This window comes from Streptomyces lothianensis (assembly GCF_047779955.1).
Taxonomy (GTDB): domain Bacteria; phylum Actinomycetota; class Actinomycetes; order Streptomycetales; family Streptomycetaceae; genus Streptomyces.
The window spans coordinates 19,864-37,260 of the sequence record NZ_JBLMKT010000040.1; the positions used below are offsets into that span (position 1 = coordinate 19,864).

Here is a 17,397-nt window from a genome sequence, read left to right on the forward strand (position 1 = left end):
CAAATGTCATGGGGGAGGCATGACACCCCCACTCCCCGCTTCCCCGCCCACTCCCCGCTTCCCCACCCACTCCCCGCTTCCCCACCCGCCCGAGCGCGCGCCGCGCGAAGTCCCGCCCCCGACCCTCCATCTGACGTGACGTCAGAATCTGGCTCCGAGGGCCTTCACAACTGCCAGGGTGCGCGTTATACATGGGGACCACCGGCCTAGAACGCGTTCTAAATTCGTTCGCGGCCGGCCCGATGCGACCTCGGTGCGGCCGACGGTGCGGACGGCCGCACCGAGGTCTTCCATGTGCGCGAACCACCCCAAGGAGCCGCGTCCCCATGCCCATTGATGCCGCAAAGGCCGTCTCCGCCGAGCCGCGCAGCACCGACCTGACCTGGGACCACAAGGACATCCAGCTCTACCACCTGGGCCTGGGCGCCGGAATCCCGGCGACCGACCCCGACGAGCTGCGCTACACCCTCGAATCGAAGCTGCAGGTCCTGCCGAGCTTCGCCACGGTGGCCGGCGGAGGGATGGCCGCCGCGGGCGGCCTCTCCGCGCCCGGCATCGAGGTCGACCTCGCCGCCGTCCTGCACGGCGGCCAGACCGTCACGCTGCACCGCCCGATCCCCGTGCGGGGCAAGGCCGTTCAGACCTCGACGATCCCGGCCGTGTACGACAAGGGCAAGGCGGCCGTCATCGTGATGCGCTCGGACGTGGCCGACGAGGACGGTCCGCTGTGGACCTGCGACACCCAGATCTTCGTACGCGGCGAAGGCGGCTTCGGCGGCGAGCGCGGACCCTCGAACCGGCTCGAACTGCCGGACCGCGCACCGGACAGGACCGTCGAGCGTCCCATCCGAGAGGACCAGGCGCTGCTCTACCGCCTGTCCGGCGACTGGAACCCGCTGCACGCCGATCCCGAGTTCGCCAAGCTCGCCGGCTTCGACAAGCCGATCCTGCACGGTCTCTGCTCGTACGGGATGACGCTGAAGGCCGTCGTCGACAGTCTGCTCGACGGGGACGTGACGCGCGTCCGCTCGTACACCACCCGGTTCGCGGGGATCGTCTTTCCCGGCGAGACGCTCCGTATCCGCATCTGGCGGCTCGCGGACGACAAGGCCCAGGTCTCGGTGACCGCGGCCGAACGCGATGACGCACCCGTCCTCGCGGACACCGTCGTGGAGCACTCCTGACCGACGACCGCCCGGAACCGTGGAGCACTCCTGACCGACGACCGCCCGGACCGTAGAGCACTCCTGTTCCTCCCCGCCCGACCCTCCTCCCGCACCGCATCCGACAAGGAGCCGCACCATGCGCGCAGCCGTACTGCACGAGATCGGCCAGGACAAGCTGGAAGTGCTCGACGACTTCGAGACCACCGGCTTCGGGCCCGGCAAGGTGAAGATCCGGGTGCGGGCCACCGGCCTGTGCCACTCGGACCTGTCCGCGATGAGTGGTGTGCTGCCGCAGCCCGGCCCGTTCGTGCCGGGGCACGAGGGCGCGGGCGAGATCCTGGAGGTCGGTGACGGCGTCACGCACGTCAAGCCGGGCGACCGGGTGCTCGTGTGCTGGCTGCCCTCCTGCGGGGAGTGCCCGGCGTGCAGGCGCGGGCAGCAGCAGCTGTGCCTGGCCGGCTTCGTGAACGCGGGCGTACCCAACTACAGGCGCTCCGGCGGGGACGTCTTCGGTTTCGCCGGCACCGGCACGTTCGCCGAGGAGACGGTGGTCGACGCCCGCTGCGCCGTGCCGATCCCGGACGACGTGCCCTTCGACATCGCCGCGCTCATCGGCTGCGGTGTCACCACCGGGCTCGGCGCGGCGATCAACACCGCGGATGTCGCGGCCGGAGCCTCGGTGGCCGTGATCGGCTGCGGCGGTGTCGGCATCTCGGCGATCCAGGGCGCGAAGCTCAAGGGTGCCGCGGAGATCGTCGCCGTCGACCCGGTTCAGTCGCGGCGTGAGGCGGCGCTCCGGTTCGGCGCCACCAAGGCCATCGCGCCCGACGAGCTGGACGACGCCAAGCAGAACATCACGGCGGGCGAGGGCTTCGACTACGTCTTCGAGGTCGTCGGCAAGTCCGCGACCGCCCGCAAGGCCTACGAGACCACCCGCCGCGGCGGCAGCCTCATCGTGGTCGGCGCGGGCGCGCTCGACGACCATCTGCAGTTCAACATGTTCGAGCTGTTCTTCGACGAGAAGCGGATCCTGCCGTCCATGTACGGCGGCGGCGATGTCCTCGCCTCCTACGAGCGGGCCATCAACCTGTGGCGCGCGGGCCGTATCGACCTCGCGGGCCTGATCACGCACCGGGTGCAGCTCGGCGAGATCAACGAGGCGATCGAGCAGATGCGTACGGGTGTCGCGCTGCGTACCTGCATCGAGATCTGAACCCCCGCACGGACACACCGACCCACCACCGACCCACGTACCCGCGTGCCCCCACGTGCGCGGGTGCTCACCCCCACCGGCGTACCGACGCACGTACTGCGAGAGGACTTTGATGTCACAGCCATTGGCGGGCCTGTCCGCGATCGTCACCGGCGCCGGGCGCGGCCTTGGCCGGGCCGAGGCCCTGGAGCTGGCCCGGCTCGGCGCGAGCGTCGTCGTCAACGACTACGGGCAGCCGGGCCGGGACGGCTCCGGCGAGGCCTCGGCGACCCCCGCCGAGGAGGTCGCGGCAGAGATCCGGGCCGCGGGCGGCAAGGCCGTCGCGCACCTGGGCGATGTCGCCGACCGCGAACAGGCCCGGCAACTGGTCGAGTTGGCCGTCGACGAGTTCGGCAAGCTCGACATCCTGGTCAACAACGCGGGCATCCTGCGCGATCGGATGGTCTTCTCGATGAGCGAGGACGAGTGGGACTCGGTGATCCGCGTCCACCTCAAGGGCCACTTCAACACCACGCACTTCGCCTCCGTGCACTGGCGCGAACGCTCGAAGGCGGCCGGCGGCCCGGTCTTCGGGCGGGTCGTCAACACCTCCTCCGAAGCCTTCCTCGCGGGCTCCGCGGGACAGCCCAACTACGCGGCGGCCAAGGGCGGCATCGTCGGCCTCACCACCTCGACCGCGCTCGCCCTCGCCAAGTACGGCGTGACGGCGAACGCGATCTGCCCCCGCGCGCGGACCCGGATGACCGAGGACGTCTTCGCGGGCTTCGAGGAGCCGACGGACGGCGGGCTCGACAAGCTGGCACCCGAGCACGTCGCGCCGCTGGTCGGCTACCTCGCCTCCCCGGCGGCGGCCAAGGTGAACGGTCAACTGCTCGTGGTGCACGGCGGCATCGTCGCGATCGTCGAGCGGCCCAGGGTGGCGGCGAAGTTCGACACCGCGAAGGAGGCGTTCACGTACGAGGAGCTCGACGAGCTGATGACGCCGTGGTACGAGGGGCGGCCCGCGGGGGAGACTTTCGCGGCCGCGGAGGTGCTGGGGCTCAAGCACGGCTGAGGCGTTCTGGGCATACGAGGAGGGCCGACCGGAAACCTTCCGGTCGGCCCTTCGTACGTGCCGTGCGGCGCTGCGCGCGGCGGCCGATCAGGCGGCCACCGGCGTCTCCTCGGTACGGCGGCGGTGCCGCCCCGCGGGCTTCGTCTCTGTGTCCTGCTGGGAGGCCGGGCCGCGGTGTCGGCCCCGGCCCCGGCTCTCCTCGGCGGCCGCCGTCTCTCTGTCGTGCTCGCTCATGAATCAACTCACCCCGTTGATTTGGTGCTTGTCATACCGACCGGACGCCCCCGCGGAGCGCCGGCCGGACCATCGCCTGATCGTGAAGATCAGGCCGACGATTTTAACCGCCTGCCAGACGGCCGGTGAGCTGGGCCTGTTGCAGCGAAACAGGGCGCGGAGCCTCCGGCTTGGGAGGCGCGGGGATCAGGGCGGAAGGCTGCGGAAGGGGCGGCTCCTGCGGGGGCACCGGCATGCGCGCCAGACCGCACGGGGTGTCCTCGGTGACGTACGGCAGCAGCAGCTCCTGCTCCTCGGGTCCGCGTCCCGGCGACCACAGCCCGGTGCCGAGCCAGCCGTACGGCGCGGCGAGCAGCTGGGTGCGGCGCCGCTGCGGCGACCAGACGCCCAGCCAGGTGCCGCCCGCGCCGTCGTCGTCGCCGATGCCCTCGATGCGGAGCGCCACTTCGCAGGTCTCCGGGCTGAGGACCTGGCCGGGCTGTATGGCGAACGGCGTCACCGCACAGTCCTCCAGGCACAGCGCCTCCGGGAAGCGGATCGGCAGCGTGGAGCCGAGCTGCCCCCAGCCGAGCCGGTCATGGCCGGGCGCGTCGGAGCGCACGACGACGAAGCCGCTGCCGGGGTCGGCGAGCAGCAGCCGGTCGTCGGAGTCGTCGCCGATCTGGAGCAGCGGCGAGACCTCACCCCCGCGCTCCAGATCGACGGCGACGGTCCTGGTGCGCCCGTCGAGTTCACGGTCGAGCGCCAGCATCCGTCCGGTGCGGTCGAGCCACACCCCGCCCGAACAGCGGCCCGGCACCTGCGCCACCAGCTCGGGACCGAACGCCCCGCCCGCCACCAGCCACACCGAACTCGAATGCTCGCCCGGCGCGAGCGCATAGGCGGGGGAGCCGCTGGGCGAGGGCGGGAGCAGGCTCAGCTCGGCGGTCTCCACGGCGCCGAGCGAGAGCTGGCCCGTGCCCGGGCCGGTCGGGTAGAGCAGTGAGAACATATGGCGGTTGGCCGAGACCCGGTGCACGAGCACCCGCCCGTCGGCCAGCGGCAGCACCTCGGTGCCGGGCTCCTCGGGCTGGTCGAGCGGAAGCGGCACCGCGTACGCCTCGGGCCCGTCGAGGCTCCAGCGCTCGGGGCACCACACATCGCCGTAGGGCGCGAGCCGCGCCGCGTAGGAACCGTCGGCTGCGATCGTGAACCCGGGACGCCGCACCGCATCCGGCCGGCCGGGCGCCGAGGTTTCATCGGGCGCGCCGGTCCCGTCGAACGTCCCGGTCCCGTCGAACGTCTCCGTACCGTCGAACGTCCCCGTACCGCCGGACGCCCCCGTCCCGTCGGGCGAGGCGTCCTCCATGGCCGTGCCGGGCCGGACGTCCCCTGTGCCCGTAGCGGGCGGGGCGTCCCCCGTGGCCTCTTCCGTGGCGCACGCCGTCGTCGTCATCGAGCCTTCACCTCCGGGAACGAAAGCTAGTTTTCGTACGCGCTGGCGTGGGATGCGCCGCCTCGGGCTTCACACCAAAGGGTGGCGATGTCCGGATTCGCCTGAGCGGGAGGCGGGTCGTGTGCTGATGGACGTGTGGGCCCTGGTGACAGGGCTGCCGGGTGCGTCACAGGGGGTGGCGTCGGACTCGGGTGACCCGGTGCGTAAGGTGAGGGTTACCTAAGCAAGCCCTGTGTGTGCACTTTCCCCGGCGTACCCATGCCCGCGGCGCCTCGCCGTCCGCGGGCCTGCGTACGCCGTGCGCGCACCTGCCCCCTGGAGCACCGATGTCCCTGCCCCTCCGCCGCCGCGGTATCGCCGCCGCGGCCCTCACCCTGGCCGCCGCGCTGACGCTCGGCGCCTGCTCCGACAGCGGTTCGGACGGCTCACAGAAGTCGGAGAACGGCGCGGGCAGCAAGAAGGTCGCCACCGGCGGCGAGGACTTCTCCGACGCGGCCGCCGAGACCGCGAAGATGGGTACGGACGCGAAGCCGGGCGAGTTCCCGCGCACCATCACCCACGCCCTCGGCAAGACCGAGCTGAAGGCCGCGCCCAAGCGCGTCGTCGTGCTCGACGTCGGTGAGCTCGACAACGTCGTCTCGCTCGGCGTCGAGCCGGTCGGCTACGCGCCCACCGAGGGCGACGACGGCATCCCCGAGTACCTCGCGAAGGACGCGGGCAGCCCGAAGGACGTCGGCACGATCAACTCCCTCAACCTGGAGGCGATCGCGGCCCTCGAGCCCGATCTGATCCTCGGCTCGCAGCTGCGCGCGGAGAAGCTCTACCCGCAGCTCTCCAAGATCGCCCCGACCGTGTTCTCCATCCGTCCGGGCTTCACCTGGAAGGAGAACTACCTCCTCAACGCCACCGCGCTCGGCAAGCGCACCGAGGCCGAGGCGAAGCTCGACGCGTACGAGAAGGCGGCGAAGGAGCTCGGCGAGCAGCTCGGCGAGGACAAGCCGACCGTCACGATGCTGCGCTACATGCCGACCCGCATCCGCCTCTACGCGAAGGCCTCGTTCATCGGCACGATCCTCGAGGACGTCGGCGTCCCGCGCCCGAAGAACCAGCAGATCGACGAGCTCGCCACCGAGATCAGCCCCGAGCGCATCGACGATGCCGATGCCGACTGGATCTTCACCGGCGTCTACGGCGACGTGAAGAAGACCAAGCGCGACACCGCCGAGGGCAACCCGCTCTGGAAGAAGCTCGACGCGGTCGAGAACGGCCGGGCGAAGGACGTCCCGGACGAGACCTGGTACCTGGGCCTGGGCGTCACCGCCGCCCACGAGGTCCTCGACGACCTGCGTGGGTTCCTCGCCGAGTAGCCCACGCGGACCTGCACGACCTGCAGGTGCGCCGGTACCTGCGCACATGCACGGGTCCAGGCGCATGCAGATGCGCAGGTGCAGACACAAGTAGCCGTGCAGACGGCTGATTTCACCGTCCCCGGTCGCCCCGTGCGGCCGGGGACGGTTGCGTTTCCGCGGCCGTCCAGTCAATATGAACATAGGTTCATGAACACATGTTCATGACGAACCTCGGGAGGGCGGAGATGACAGAGATCGTCAACGAGCAGCAGTCCGCGGCCTGGAACGGATACGAGGGCGAGCACTGGGCCGCCCACCACGACCGCTACAACGCGATCAACGGCGGGTACAACGAGGCACTCCTCGACGCGGCCGGCATCGCCGCGACGAGCCGCGTGCTCGACATCGGCTGCGGCGCCGGCCAGACCACCCGCCTCGCGGCCCGCCGGGCCCGCGACGGGCACGCGCACGGCGTCGACCTGTCGGCTCCGATGCTCGCCCGCGCCCGCGGCGTCGCCCTCGACGAGGGCATCGGGAACGTGAGCTTCGAGCAGGGCGACGTCCAGGTCCACGACTTCCAGGAGGGGTCCTTCGACGCGGCCGTCAGCCGGTTCGCCGTGATGTTCTTCGCCGACCCGGTCGCGGCGTTCGCGAACATCGCCCGCGCGCTGCGACCCGGCGGCCGCCTCGCCTTCCTCAGCATGCAGGACGTCACCCGCACCGATCTGGGCACGGTCCTCGCCGCCGTGGCCGAACACCTGCCGGCCTGGCACACCACTCCGGCGCCGGACGCCACCGGTCCGCTGTCGCTCTCGGACCCCGACCGCGTACGGGCGCTCCTCGCCGCGGCGGGCTTCCCCGAGGTGACGGTACGGCGCGTGGCGGCCCAGGAGGTCTGGGGACGGGACGCGGCCGACGCCGCGGAATTCCTCACCGGCTGGGGCCCGGTCCGCCATCATCTCGCGGGCGCGGACCCGGGCCCGCTGCGCGCCGCCCTGACCGAGGTCTTCGGCCGCTTCGAACGCGACGGGGCGGTCCGGCTCGACGGGGCCGCGTGGCTGGTGGCGGCCGTCAGGTGACGCGCGCCTTCCCGGCGGAGGCGGCCCGGTGCGACGCCCGAGACGCGCGGCTCACTACGATCAGGCCGATACGATCAGGCCGATGTCACCCAGGAAAGCGGCCGCGCTGCCGGACGGCGGAAATCTGCGCGACCATCTCATCGCGACCGCCGAACGCGTCATCGCGGAGCGCGGCACCGTCGGCCTGACCGTGCGCGCGATCGCCCGCGAGGCCGCGGTGGCCGACGGCGTGCTCTACAACCACTTCGCCGACAAGGAGGAACTCCTCGCACACGCCCTGTCCGCCCATGTGCGCAAGGCGGAGCAGGGACTCGGATCCCTGCCGGAGCCGGGGACGGGAACCGTCGAGGACAACCTCAAGGCGTACGCCGTGTACGGCTTCGCGCTGCACCGGGCGATCCTGCCCGCGCTGACCGGGTTCGTCGCCCAGCCGAAGGTCCTCGCCAGGTTCGCCGAACGCCGCGAGACCGGCGAGGAGTGGCGCGACCGCCTCGGCGGCTACCTGCGCGCCGAACGGGACCTGGGCCGCCTGCCGTCCGACGCGAGGACCGACGCGGCGGCCCGGGTCATCGTGGGCGCCTGTCACGAGACCGTCATCTCGGCCCTGTTCGACGAGCGAATCCCCGCCCAGCCCGCACCGGAGGCGGTCGACGAGCTGGTCGCGGTGGTGATGCGGGGCATCGCGGGCACGGCCGCGGGGTGAGGGCGGCCGGCGAGGGGCCGACACCGGCGCGGCCCAGGTAGCATCGCTGCCGTGCCCCGCCTCCATGAAGTCATCGCCGCCCTCGACGCTCTCTGGCCCCCCGAGCGGGCCGAGTCCTGGGACGCCGTCGGCACGGTGTGCGGGGAGCCGGACGCCCGGGTCACCCGGGTCCTGTTCGCCGTCGACCCCGTGCAGGAGATCGTCGACGAGGCCGTACGGATCGGCGCCGACCTCCTGGTCACCCACCACCCGCTCTATCTGCGCGGTACGACGACGGTCGCGGCCTCCCACTTCAAGGGCCGGGTCGTCCACGACCTGATCAAGAACGACATCGCGCTGCACGTCGCGCACACCAACGCCGACACCGCCGACCCCGGCGTCTCCGACGCCCTCGCCGGCGCCCTCGACCTGAACGTACTGCGCCCCCTCGTCCCCGACCCCTCGGACGCCGCCGGACGGCGCGGACTCGGGCGGGTATGCGAACTGCCGCACCCCATGCCGCTGCGCGAGTTCGCCGCGTACGCCGCCAAGCGCCTGCCCGCCACCGCGCAGGGCATCCGCGCCGCCGGCGATCCCGAGCAGGTCGTCTCGACCGTCGCCGTCAGCGGCGGCTCCGGCGACAGCCTCTTCGGATACGTGAGGGAAGCCGGCGTCGACGCCTTCCTCACCGCCGACCTGCGCCACCACCCGGCCTCCGAGGCCGTACAGCACACCGGGCTCGCGCTGCTCGACGCCGCACACTGGGCCACCGAATGGCCCTGGTGCGAACTCGCCGCGGCACAGCTCGACGAGATCTCCGACCGTCACGGCTGGGGCCTTCGGGTCCATGTCTCGAAGACGGTCACCGACCCCTGGACCGCCCACGCGGCCACGACATCCACTACCGCAGGAGCCCCCAACTGAACGCCGCGCCCGCCGACCAGATCCGACTCCTCGACGTCCAGGCCCTCGACGTACGCCTGTCGCAGCTCGCCCACAAGCGCAAGGCGCTGCCCGAGCACGCCGAGCTGGAGTCGCTGACCAAGGACCACGCGCAGCTGCGCGACCTGCTCGTCGCCGCGCAGACCGAGGAGGGGGACTGCGCCCGCGAGCAGACCAAGGCCGAGCAGGACGTGGACCAGGTGCGCCGGCGCGCCGCCCGCGACCAGCAGCGCCTGGACTCCGGTGCGGTCACCTCGCCGAAGGACCTGGAGAACCTGCAGCACGAGATCGCCTCGCTCGCCAAGCGCCAGGGCGACCTGGAGGACGTGGTCCTGGAGGTCATGGAGCGCCGCGAGTCCGCGCAGGAGCGCGTCGCCGAGCTGACCGAACGGGTCGGCGCGGTGCAGGGCAAGATCGACGACGCCACCGCCCGCCGCGATGCCGCCTTCGAGGAGATCGACGGCGAGACCGCCTCGGTCACCAAGGAGCGCGAGGTCGTCGCCGGTTCCGTACCGGACGATCTGCTGAAGCTCTACGACAAGCTGCGCGCGAAGGAGGGCGGCGTCGGTGCGGCCCGCCTCTACCAGCGCCGCTGCGAGGGCTGCCGCCTCGAGCTCAACATCACGGAGCTCAACGAGGTACGGGCCGCGGCGCCCGACGCCGTCGTGCGCTGCGAGAACTGCCGCCGCATTCTGGTGCGTACGTCGGAGTCCGGCCTGTAAGGCGTCGTGGACGGCCGGTGACGGCTGAGGCGGATCGGCGGGCGACGGTCGAGACGGACGGCCGGTGACGGCTGGGGCGGACGGTCGGCGAGGGCCGAGGCGGACGGTCGGCGAGGGCTGAGGCGGACGGTCGCACGGGATCGAGGAGCGTGCGGCCGCTGAGGGTTGAGGACGGTTTCGCGTCATGCGTTTGGTGATCGAGGCGGACGGAGGCTCCCGGGGCAACCCCGGGCCCGCGGGCTACGGTGCCGTCGTCATCGACGGCGACAGCGGGGAAGTGCTCGCGGAGCACGCCGAGTTCATCGGCGTGGCGACGAACAACGTGGCCGAGTACCGCGGCCTGATCGCCGGCCTGCGGGCGGCGCACGCCCTCGACCCGGCGGGCACGGTGACGGTCCGGATGGACTCCAAGCTCGTCGTCGAGCAGATGTCGGGCCGCTGGCAGATCAAGCACCCCGACATGAAGCCCCTTGCGGCCCGGGCCCGTTCGGTCTTCCCGCCCGACGCGGTCACCTACGAGTGGATCCCCCGCGCGCAGAACAAGCACGCCGACCGCCTCGCCAACGAGGCGATGGACGCGGGGCAGCGCGGCGAACGCTGGGAGGCGGGCGCGTCCACGGCCCAGCCCGCCGCCGACGCGGACACGCGGGCGGCGCGGAACGTGGCGAGCACCTCCTCCGCCCCCGGCTGGTCCGCCCCCGACCTCGGCGCCCCCGCCACCTTCCTCCTCCTGCGCCACGGCGAGACCGCGCTCACCCCGCAGAAGCGGTTCTCCGGCAGCGGAGGCAGCGATCCCGAGCTCTCCGCGGCGGGCCACGAACAGGCCGAGCGCGCCGCCGCGGCCCTCGCCGCGCGCGGCGGGGTGCACGCGGTCGTCGCGTCCCCGCTGACCCGCTGCCGCCAGACGGCCGCCGCCGTCGCCACCCGCCTCGGCCTCGACGTGACGGTCGACGACGGCCTGCGCGAAACGGACTTCGGCGCCTTCGAGGGCATGACCTTCGCCGAGACCAAGGAACGCTTCCCGGACGAGCTGGACGCCTGGCTCGCCTCCCCCGATGCCGCACCCCCCGGCGGTGAGTCCTTCGCCGAGGTCACCGTCCGCGTCGCCGCCGCCCGCGACCGCCTCGTCGAGCGCCACGCGGGCCGGACCGCGCTCCTGGTCACCCATGTCACCCCGGTGAAGACCCTCGTACGCCTGGCCCTCGGCGCCCCGCCGGAGTCGCTGTTCCGCATGGAACTCTCCGCCGCCTCCCTCACCACCATCGCGTACTACCGCGACGGCAACCCGAGCCTGCGCGGCTTCAACGACACCTCCCACCTGCATTGACGCCCTCTCCTGCCCGAGGGCGGGAGATTCCGGTCCGTACCGCTTCGCGGACCGCGGCCCTCCAGGCCGCCGCTATGGCGAGGATGCCCTGCACCTCCACCTTGAAAGGTGGATCACTGGGCAGGAATTCGGGTAGCAGGACGGCTCACGAGCGACGCGGCCGACCGGGCCAGGCGCTCCACGCGCGCCCAGTCCCCGGCCGCCACCGCATCCACCGGGAGCATCCAGGTGCCGCCCACGCAGGCGACGTTGGGCAGGGCGAGGTAGTCAGGGGCGGATGCCGCGGTGATACCGCCCGTCGGGCAGAACCGGGCCCGGGGGAGCGGGCCGGAGAGGGATGTCAGATAGGCGGGGCCGCCTGCGGCGGCCGCCGGGAAGAACTTCATCTCCCGCAGGCCGCGTTCCAGGAGCCCCATGGCCTCCGAAGCGGTCGAGACGCCCGGCAGATACGGCACCCCCGAGCCCGCCATGGCGCCGAGCAGCGATTCCGTCCAGCCGGGGGCGACCAGGAAACGCGCCCCGGCCCGTACGGAGTCCTCGACCCCCTGCGGCGAGACGACCGTGCCCGCGCCCACCACCGCCTGAGGCACCTCGGCGGCGATCGCGCGGATCGCGTCGAGCGCGGCGGGCGTGCGCAGCGTGACCTCGATCGCGGGCAGCCCGCCGGCCACGAGCGCCCGGGCGAGCGGCACCGCGTCGGCGCGGTCCTCGATCACGACGACCGGGAGGACGGGCGCGACGGCGGCGAGGTCGAGCACGGAGGGCGCGGCGGGGGGCGCGGAGGGTACGGCGGGACTCGCGGTGGCCGCTGAGGGCGGGGACGGGGCAGGCTGGGACGAAGCGGGCAGGGACGACGCGGGCAGCGACGAGGCCGGCAGGGACGACGCGGGCAGGGACGACGCGGGCTGGGAAGTCACGGCGTCATCCTGCCGGGCCTGGTGCACACCCCGCAGCGGGCGTTGCGGAGCACGCAACGCCGTCGGGCGTCAGCGGACTCCCTCCGACGTCAGTGGATCTCCGTCACCACGACATCGAGCGCCCACGCACGCCCAGCCCGCGCCGGAGCCTCGGCCTCGACCATGTATCCGAGGTCCCGCAGCGCCGTCACCAGCTCACCGGGCGCGGCCGGCTTGGCGCCCGCCAGCAGGAGGTCCCGTACGAGACGGCCCTTGGTCGCCTTGTTGAAGTGGCTCACCACCGAGCGCTTCTCGACCCCGTCCACCAGCTGCGAGTGCAGCACCCGCACGGTCGCCGTCCGCTCGGCGACCTCACCCTTCGGCTTCCAGGCGCTCGCATACGCCGAGGAGCGCAGATCGAGGACAAGCCCGTCCCCGGCCGCCTCGGGCAGTGCCTCGGCCATCGGGCCGCGCCAGTACGCGCCCAGCGCCCCGAGCCCGGGCAGCTTCACGCCCATCGAGCAGCGGTACGAGGGGATCCGGTCGTTGATCCGCACCGCGCCCCAGAGCCCGGAGAAGACAAGGAGCGACTTCGCCGCCCGCCGCTTGGCCGCCGCGTCGAGGCTCGCGAGTCCGAGCGCGTCGTAGAGCACACCGGTGTAGATGTCGCCCGCGGGACGGGCGCCCGCCGTGCGCAGCTCGGTGTTCTTGGCGATCTCGCCGCGCAGGCCCTCGCTCAGGCCGAGCACCTCGCGGGCCCGGTCCTCGTCGGTGACGCACAGCTCGACCAGCTCGTCGAGCAGGGCCGCCCGGGCCTCGGCGAGGCCGGGCAGCGACAGCGACTCCGGCTTGAGCGGGGCGCCACGGCCCGAGTCGGCCTTACCCTCGGACGGCGGCAACAGCACGAGCACGTCTTGTTCTCCTTCGGCGGTACGCGGCGGGGGTGCGGCCCCGGTGCAGGGTACCCAGCCGGAGGCGGCTCCCGTGTGCCGGCGGCCCGCGCCCACCTCGTACGCGAAGGCGGACCCGGGCCGTACGGCGGCACGCCCGGCCGCCGCACCCGCCCTTCGCACAGCCGCCCCCGACCGCCGCACCCGCCCTTCGCACAGCCGCCCCCGACCGCGCGCGCCCGCGCCCGCCCCGCCCTACGCTCGATGCATGCCTCGCCGCCAGATGCATATGACCGGCGCAGCCGAAGCCCCCTTGCGGGCCGCGTTGCGTGAGCTGCGTACGCGCCTGGACGTACCGGCCGGATTCCCGCCCGAGGTGCTTGCGGAGGCCGAGGCGGTGCTCGGCTCACCCGGCCTCGACGGGTACCGCGACGCCACCGACATCCCGTTCTTCACGATCGACCCGTCCACGTCCAGGGACCTGGACCAGGCGATGTTCCCGGAACGGCGCGCGGGCGGCGGCTTCCGCGTCCGGTACGCGATCGCCGACGTCGCCGCCTGGGTGAAACCGGGCGGCGCGCTCGACCGCGAGGCACACGCCCGCGTCACCACCCTCTACTTCCCCGACGAACGGGTCCCCCTGCACCCGCCGCAGCTCTCCGAGGGCGCTGCGAGCCTGCTGCCCGACCAGGACGCCCCGGCGCTGCTGTGGACCATCGACCTGGACACCGAAGGACTGCCCGTCGCCACGGACGTCCACCGCGCCCTGGTCCGCAGCCGCGCCAAGCTCGACTACGAAGGCGTGCAGAAGGTCATCGACAGCGGCACGGCGGAGGAGCCGCTCTCCCTCCTCAAGGAGATCGGCCTGCTGCGCGAGCGCCAGGAGGTCGCCCGCGGCGGCATCTCGCTCAACGTCCCCGAGCAGGAGATCGTCGAACGCGACAGCCACTACCACCTGGAGTTCCGGGCCCCGCTGCCCGCCGAGGGCTGGAACGCGCAGATCTCCCTGCTCACCGGCGCCGCGGCCGCGGACCTCATGGTCGCCTACGGCACCGGCATCCTGCGCACCCTGCCGGCCGCCCCGCAGGGCGCGGTCGGCCGCCTGCGCCACGTCGCGAAGGCGCTCGGCATCGACTGGCCGCACCACGTCTCGTACGCGGATGTCGTACGCGGACTCGACCCGCGGGACGGCAACCACGCGGCCTTCCTGCAGGAGTGCACCACCCTGCTCAGGGGCGCGGGCTACACGGCCTTCACCGGTGGCAAGCTGCCCGACCCCCGTGTCCACGCGGCGGTCGCCGACGAGTACACCCACTGCACGGCGCCGCTGCGCCGCCTCGTCGACCGCTACGCGGGCGAGATCTGCCTGGCCGCGGTGGCCGGCCGGGAGCCGCCCGAGTGGGTGCTCGCGGCGCTCGACGCGTTGCCGCAGGAGATGGCGGAGGGCAGCCGGCGGGCCAACACCGTCGAGCGCGAGTGCGTGGACATCGTCGAGGCCGCCCTGCTCGAGGACCGCATCGGCGAGACCTTCGACGCGTATGTGGTGGACGTGAAGGAGGACCGCCCCGACGTGGGCACCGTGCAGCTGGAGTCCCCCGCCGTCATCGCCCGCATCGAGTCCGAGGACGAGGCGGAACTGCCCCTCGGCGAGCGGCTACGGGTACGGCTCACGCAAGCGGATCCGGGTCTGGCGAGGGTAGGGTTCGCGCCCGCCTGACGGCAGCCACCAACGCGCCCGGAACGCCCCAGGGACGCGGCGGGGCGTGGGCTAACGTAGTTAGCATGCAGTTGACCTCCCGTAAGCGCGAGATCGTGACCGAGGCGCGTGCCCTGCTCGAAGAGCGCGGTGCGGCCGCGCTCACCATGCGGGCGCTCGCCGAACGTCTCGGCATCAAGGCGCCGTCCCTGTACAAACACTTCCCCGACAAGGCCGCCGTCGAGCTGGAGCTGATCGTGCTCGGCCTGCGGGAGACCGCCGAAGCGCTCGAAGCGGCCGCCGGTTCCCTCCCGTCCGTCATGGAGGCCTACCGCGCCTACGCCCTCACCCACCCGCACCTCTACCGCCTGATGACCGAACGCCCCCTGCCCCGCGAGGCGCTCCCCGAAGGCCTCGAAGCCCGCGCGGCCGCTCCGCTCCTGAAGGTGTGCGGCGGCGATACGGATACCGCCCGGGCGGCCTGGGCCTTTGCCCACGGGATGGTGATCCTGCAGCTCAACGACCGGTTTCCGGCGGGTGCCGACCTGTTCGCCGCCTGGACGAGAGGCGCTGAGGCCTTCGTGAGCTGAGCGTCGGTGGCCGGTGCGGGGCGGGTGTGGGGCGGGCCTGCGGCATTCGCGGCGCAAATCGTCATCTAAGCTTCACGGCGGCCCGCGGGGAGCGGTCCGTCGTAGACCCCCAGGGGGAAGTGAGGAATGCCGGTGATCTGTGTCGGAGGCATGATCGGGATCGGTAAGACCAGTGTCGCCGAGCTGATCGCCAAGGATCTCGGCAGCGAGGTCTTCTACGAGAGTGTCGAGGACAACCCGATCCTGCCGCTCTTCTACACGGCGAGCCCCGAGGAGATCCAGGCCAAGCGCTACCCCTTCCTCCTGCAGCTCTACTTCCTGCAGACGCGGTTCGCCGCGATCAAGGAGGCGTACAAGAAGGGCGACAACGTCCTCGACCGCTCCATCTACGAGGACTGGTACTTCGCCAAGGTCAACCACGACCTGGGCCGGATCAGCTCGCTGGAGATGCAGGTCTACGAGGGCCTGCTCGACGAGATGATGCGCGAGATCGACGGCCTGCCCTACCGCAAGGCGCCGGATCTCATGGTCTACCTGCAGGCGGACTTCGAGACCGTGCTGCACCGGATCGGCCTGCGCGGCCGCGACTTCGAACAGGACGAGAGCCTCGTCGAGTACTACCGCGTCCTGTGGTCCGGCTACGACGACTGGGTGCACAAGCACTACTCGGCCAGCGAGGTCCTCGTCATCGACATGAGCCGGACCGACGTGGTCAACAACCCCGAGGACGCGGCCCGCGTCGCCCGCGAGGTCCGCGAGGCACTGCGCGACTGCCGGTAGCGCAACCGCCGGCAGGGAGGCTGCGGGCAGGGTCGGGGAACAGAGGGACAGCGGGATCAGCGGGGAAGCGCAGGGGGAGCGTAAATGTGGACTTGGCCGACGAAGCACGCCAGGCTGCTGTGGAGTCTCGCCTGCGCGGGACTCGTCCTGATCCTCGTGGGGTTCGCGGTGCGGGCCCCCGTGAAGGACTGGTGGCTTGCGCGTCAGGCGTGCGACGGCGCCCTGCCCGGCGAGGACCTGGAAACCGTACGGACCGAGGCGCGGCTCGGCTCGTACGAGGAGTCCTTCGACGAGGAGACCGGTGCCTACCGTTGTGTCCTGCGGAACGACGCGGACAAGGTCGTGATCGCGGTAGAGGCCTTCCCGCCGGGATACTCCCGGGACGAGGAACTGTCGTCCATCGGGAGATCGCATGCGCCACATGCCGTGCTGCCGGGCGGACTGCCCGGATTCGAGGCCCCGAACAGCCAGGTCTACCTGCTGCCCGAATGCGCGGACGGGGTCGAGGACCCGGGCGGCCAGGACACCCGGTTGCTCGTGGGCACGTGGACCTACTTCGCGGAGAGCCGGGCGGAGAAGGCGGCCATGCTGCGCCTCGCCGTCAGGATGACCAACCACGTCACCGAGAAGCTCGGCTGCGGAAGCGAGCCGCTGCCCCTGCCGGAGCCCGAAGCGGTCCCGGACACCGGCCGCTTCGTGGCCCGTACCGAAACGAAGAACACACCCTGCGCCGCCTTCGCGACCACACGCGTCCCGGAGGAAGGCCGCGACGGAGAGGTCCGCATCGCCGTCGCGGACGGTGGCATCGTCGGCCGGTGCACCTTGCACGCACCGAGCGGCGAGGACTCGAAGCGCAGCGACGGACGCGGCCAGGCGCTGGTCGAACTCACCAGCTGGCGCGGCAACTGGGGCACCGAACTGCGGGAGATGGGCTCCGGCCCCGACCCGCTGCCGATGGGCCCCGGCGCCTGGAAGCCCGCACTGACCGGCTCGCGCGCCTGGGCCGTGGCGATGTGCGACGGCCAGAAGGCCGGCTTCGCCGCCCACTGGGGTCTGGACAGCGGACTCGGCCTCAAGTACCGCAAGAACGGCAAGTACGCGCCGCCCGGCGAGGAAGAAGTCAGGGAAAGCAGCGCACGGCTACGCGCGTACGTCACCGCGTTCGCCGAGGAGCAGGTCCGCCGCGAGGGTTGCACCGACCTGCAACTGCCGTCGGCTCCCTGAGGACCCGAGCGGAACTGGGGGCTCCCGGCGGAGGAAGCCCCCAGTTCCCCAGGTCCCAGTTCCCCAGGTCCCGGTCCCCAGGTCCCGGTCCCCAGGTCCCGGTCCCCAGTCCCCAGCG

At 72.3% G+C, this 17,397-nt stretch carries 17 protein-coding genes; 13 read left to right on the forward strand and 4 right to left on the reverse strand.

Going from position 1 to position 17,397, the window contains the following annotated elements; translation table 11 throughout:
• Positions 1 to 326 precede the first annotated feature (326 nt).
• From ACLF6P_RS14465 to ACLF6P_RS14475, 3 genes are all read left to right on the forward strand, one after another.
• The gene (locus ACLF6P_RS14465) at positions 327 to 1,184 is read left to right on the forward strand and encodes a MaoC/PaaZ C-terminal domain-containing protein (RefSeq protein WP_415950650.1); all 858 of its coding nucleotides are present in this window, start codon (positions 327 to 329) and stop codon (positions 1,182 to 1,184) included.
• Positions 1,185 to 1,302: 118 nt separating this feature from the next.
• The gene (locus ACLF6P_RS14470; RefSeq protein WP_415950651.1) at positions 1,303 to 2,379 is read left to right on the forward strand and encodes a Zn-dependent alcohol dehydrogenase; all 1,077 of its coding nucleotides are present in this window, start codon (positions 1,303 to 1,305) and stop codon (positions 2,377 to 2,379) included.
• Positions 2,380 to 2,491: 112 nt separating this feature from the next.
• A complete protein-coding gene (locus ACLF6P_RS14475) occupies positions 2,492 to 3,433 on the forward strand; it encodes a 3-oxoacyl-ACP reductase (protein ID WP_415950652.1) in 942 nt (313 codons plus the stop codon).
• An 87-nt stretch (positions 3,434 to 3,520) separates the two neighbouring features.
• On the opposite strand, the gene ACLF6P_RS14480 is transcribed toward ACLF6P_RS14475, so the two are convergent.
• Both ACLF6P_RS14480 and ACLF6P_RS14485 read right to left on the reverse strand, forming a co-directional pair.
• The gene (locus ACLF6P_RS14480; RefSeq protein WP_415950653.1) at positions 3,521 to 3,667 is read right to left on the reverse strand and encodes a hypothetical protein; all 147 of its coding nucleotides are present in this window, start codon (positions 3,665 to 3,667) and stop codon (positions 3,521 to 3,523) included.
• A 103-nt stretch (positions 3,668 to 3,770) separates the two neighbouring features.
• The gene (locus ACLF6P_RS14485) at positions 3,771 to 5,102 is read right to left on the reverse strand and encodes a hypothetical protein (RefSeq protein WP_415950654.1); all 1,332 of its coding nucleotides are present in this window, start codon (positions 5,100 to 5,102) and stop codon (positions 3,771 to 3,773) included.
• Positions 5,103 to 5,434: 332 nt separating this feature from the next.
• Here ACLF6P_RS14485 and ACLF6P_RS14490 point away from each other — a divergent pair, with 332 nt between their 5' ends.
• The 6 genes from ACLF6P_RS14490 to ACLF6P_RS14515 all read left to right on the forward strand — a co-directional run bounded on the left by ACLF6P_RS14490 (position 5,435) and on the right by ACLF6P_RS14515 (position 11,203).
• Positions 5,435 to 6,469 carry an ABC transporter substrate-binding protein gene (locus ACLF6P_RS14490; RefSeq protein ID WP_415950694.1) on the forward strand — a complete coding sequence of 345 codons (1,035 nt, stop codon included), beginning with the start codon at positions 5,435 to 5,437 and terminating at the stop codon, positions 6,467 to 6,469.
• A 227-nt stretch (positions 6,470 to 6,696) separates the two neighbouring features.
• Positions 6,697 to 7,530, forward strand: a complete 834-nt coding sequence (locus tag ACLF6P_RS14495) for a class I SAM-dependent methyltransferase (protein WP_415950655.1) — start codon at positions 6,697 to 6,699, stop codon at positions 7,528 to 7,530.
• An 82-nt stretch (positions 7,531 to 7,612) separates the two neighbouring features.
• Positions 7,613 to 8,233 (forward strand): TetR/AcrR family transcriptional regulator, encoded by a 621-nt coding sequence (locus ACLF6P_RS14500; RefSeq protein ID WP_415950656.1) that lies wholly within the window; start codon positions 7,613 to 7,615, stop codon positions 8,231 to 8,233.
• Between the two features lie 51 nt (positions 8,234 to 8,284).
• On the forward strand, positions 8,285 to 9,136 hold the full coding sequence (locus ACLF6P_RS14505) for a Nif3-like dinuclear metal center hexameric protein (RefSeq protein ID WP_415950657.1): 852 nt from the start codon (positions 8,285 to 8,287) through the stop codon (positions 9,134 to 9,136).
• Complete coding sequence (locus ACLF6P_RS14510) at positions 9,133 to 9,876, forward strand: zinc ribbon domain-containing protein (RefSeq protein WP_415950695.1); 744 nt, start codon at positions 9,133 to 9,135, stop codon at positions 9,874 to 9,876. Before ACLF6P_RS14505 ends, ACLF6P_RS14510 begins: the two co-directional genes overlap by 4 nt.
• Positions 9,877 to 10,060: 184 nt before the next feature.
• Positions 10,061 to 11,203 (forward strand): bifunctional RNase H/acid phosphatase, encoded by a 1,143-nt coding sequence (locus ACLF6P_RS14515; RefSeq protein ID WP_415950658.1) that lies wholly within the window; start codon positions 10,061 to 10,063, stop codon positions 11,201 to 11,203.
• A gap of 113 nt (positions 11,204 to 11,316) precedes the next feature.
• Here ACLF6P_RS14515 and eda read toward each other — a convergent pair whose 3' ends face one another.
• Both eda and yaaA read right to left on the reverse strand, forming a co-directional pair.
• Positions 11,317 to 11,961, reverse strand: coding sequence for a bifunctional 4-hydroxy-2-oxoglutarate aldolase/2-dehydro-3-deoxy-phosphogluconate aldolase (gene eda / locus ACLF6P_RS14520; protein ID WP_415950696.1), 645 nt, complete (start codon positions 11,959 to 11,961; stop codon positions 11,317 to 11,319).
• A gap of 248 nt (positions 11,962 to 12,209) precedes the next feature.
• Positions 12,210 to 13,010, reverse strand: coding sequence for a peroxide stress protein YaaA (yaaA, locus tag ACLF6P_RS14525; protein WP_415950659.1), 801 nt, complete (start codon positions 13,008 to 13,010; stop codon positions 12,210 to 12,212).
• A gap of 247 nt (positions 13,011 to 13,257) precedes the next feature.
• Here yaaA and ACLF6P_RS14530 point away from each other — a divergent pair, with 247 nt between their 5' ends.
• The 4 genes from ACLF6P_RS14530 (at position 13,258) to ACLF6P_RS14545 (ending at position 17,279) form a co-directional block, all read left to right on the forward strand.
• Positions 13,258 to 14,706 carry an RNB domain-containing ribonuclease gene (locus ACLF6P_RS14530; protein ID WP_415950660.1) on the forward strand — a complete coding sequence of 483 codons (1,449 nt, stop codon included), beginning with the start codon at positions 13,258 to 13,260 and terminating at the stop codon, positions 14,704 to 14,706.
• A gap of 65 nt (positions 14,707 to 14,771) precedes the next feature.
• Positions 14,772 to 15,275: a TetR/AcrR family transcriptional regulator gene (locus ACLF6P_RS14535; RefSeq protein ID WP_415950661.1), complete on the forward strand. Its 504-nt coding sequence runs from the start codon at positions 14,772 to 14,774 to the stop codon at positions 15,273 to 15,275.
• Between the two features lie 126 nt (positions 15,276 to 15,401).
• Entirely contained in the window at positions 15,402 to 16,055 is a 654-nt protein-coding gene (locus ACLF6P_RS14540) for a deoxynucleoside kinase (RefSeq protein WP_415950662.1), read from the forward strand.
• 84 nt (positions 16,056 to 16,139) lie between these two features.
• Positions 16,140 to 17,279 (forward strand): hypothetical protein, encoded by a 1,140-nt coding sequence (locus ACLF6P_RS14545; protein WP_415950663.1) that lies wholly within the window; start codon positions 16,140 to 16,142, stop codon positions 17,277 to 17,279.
• Positions 17,280 to 17,397 lie beyond the last annotated feature (118 nt).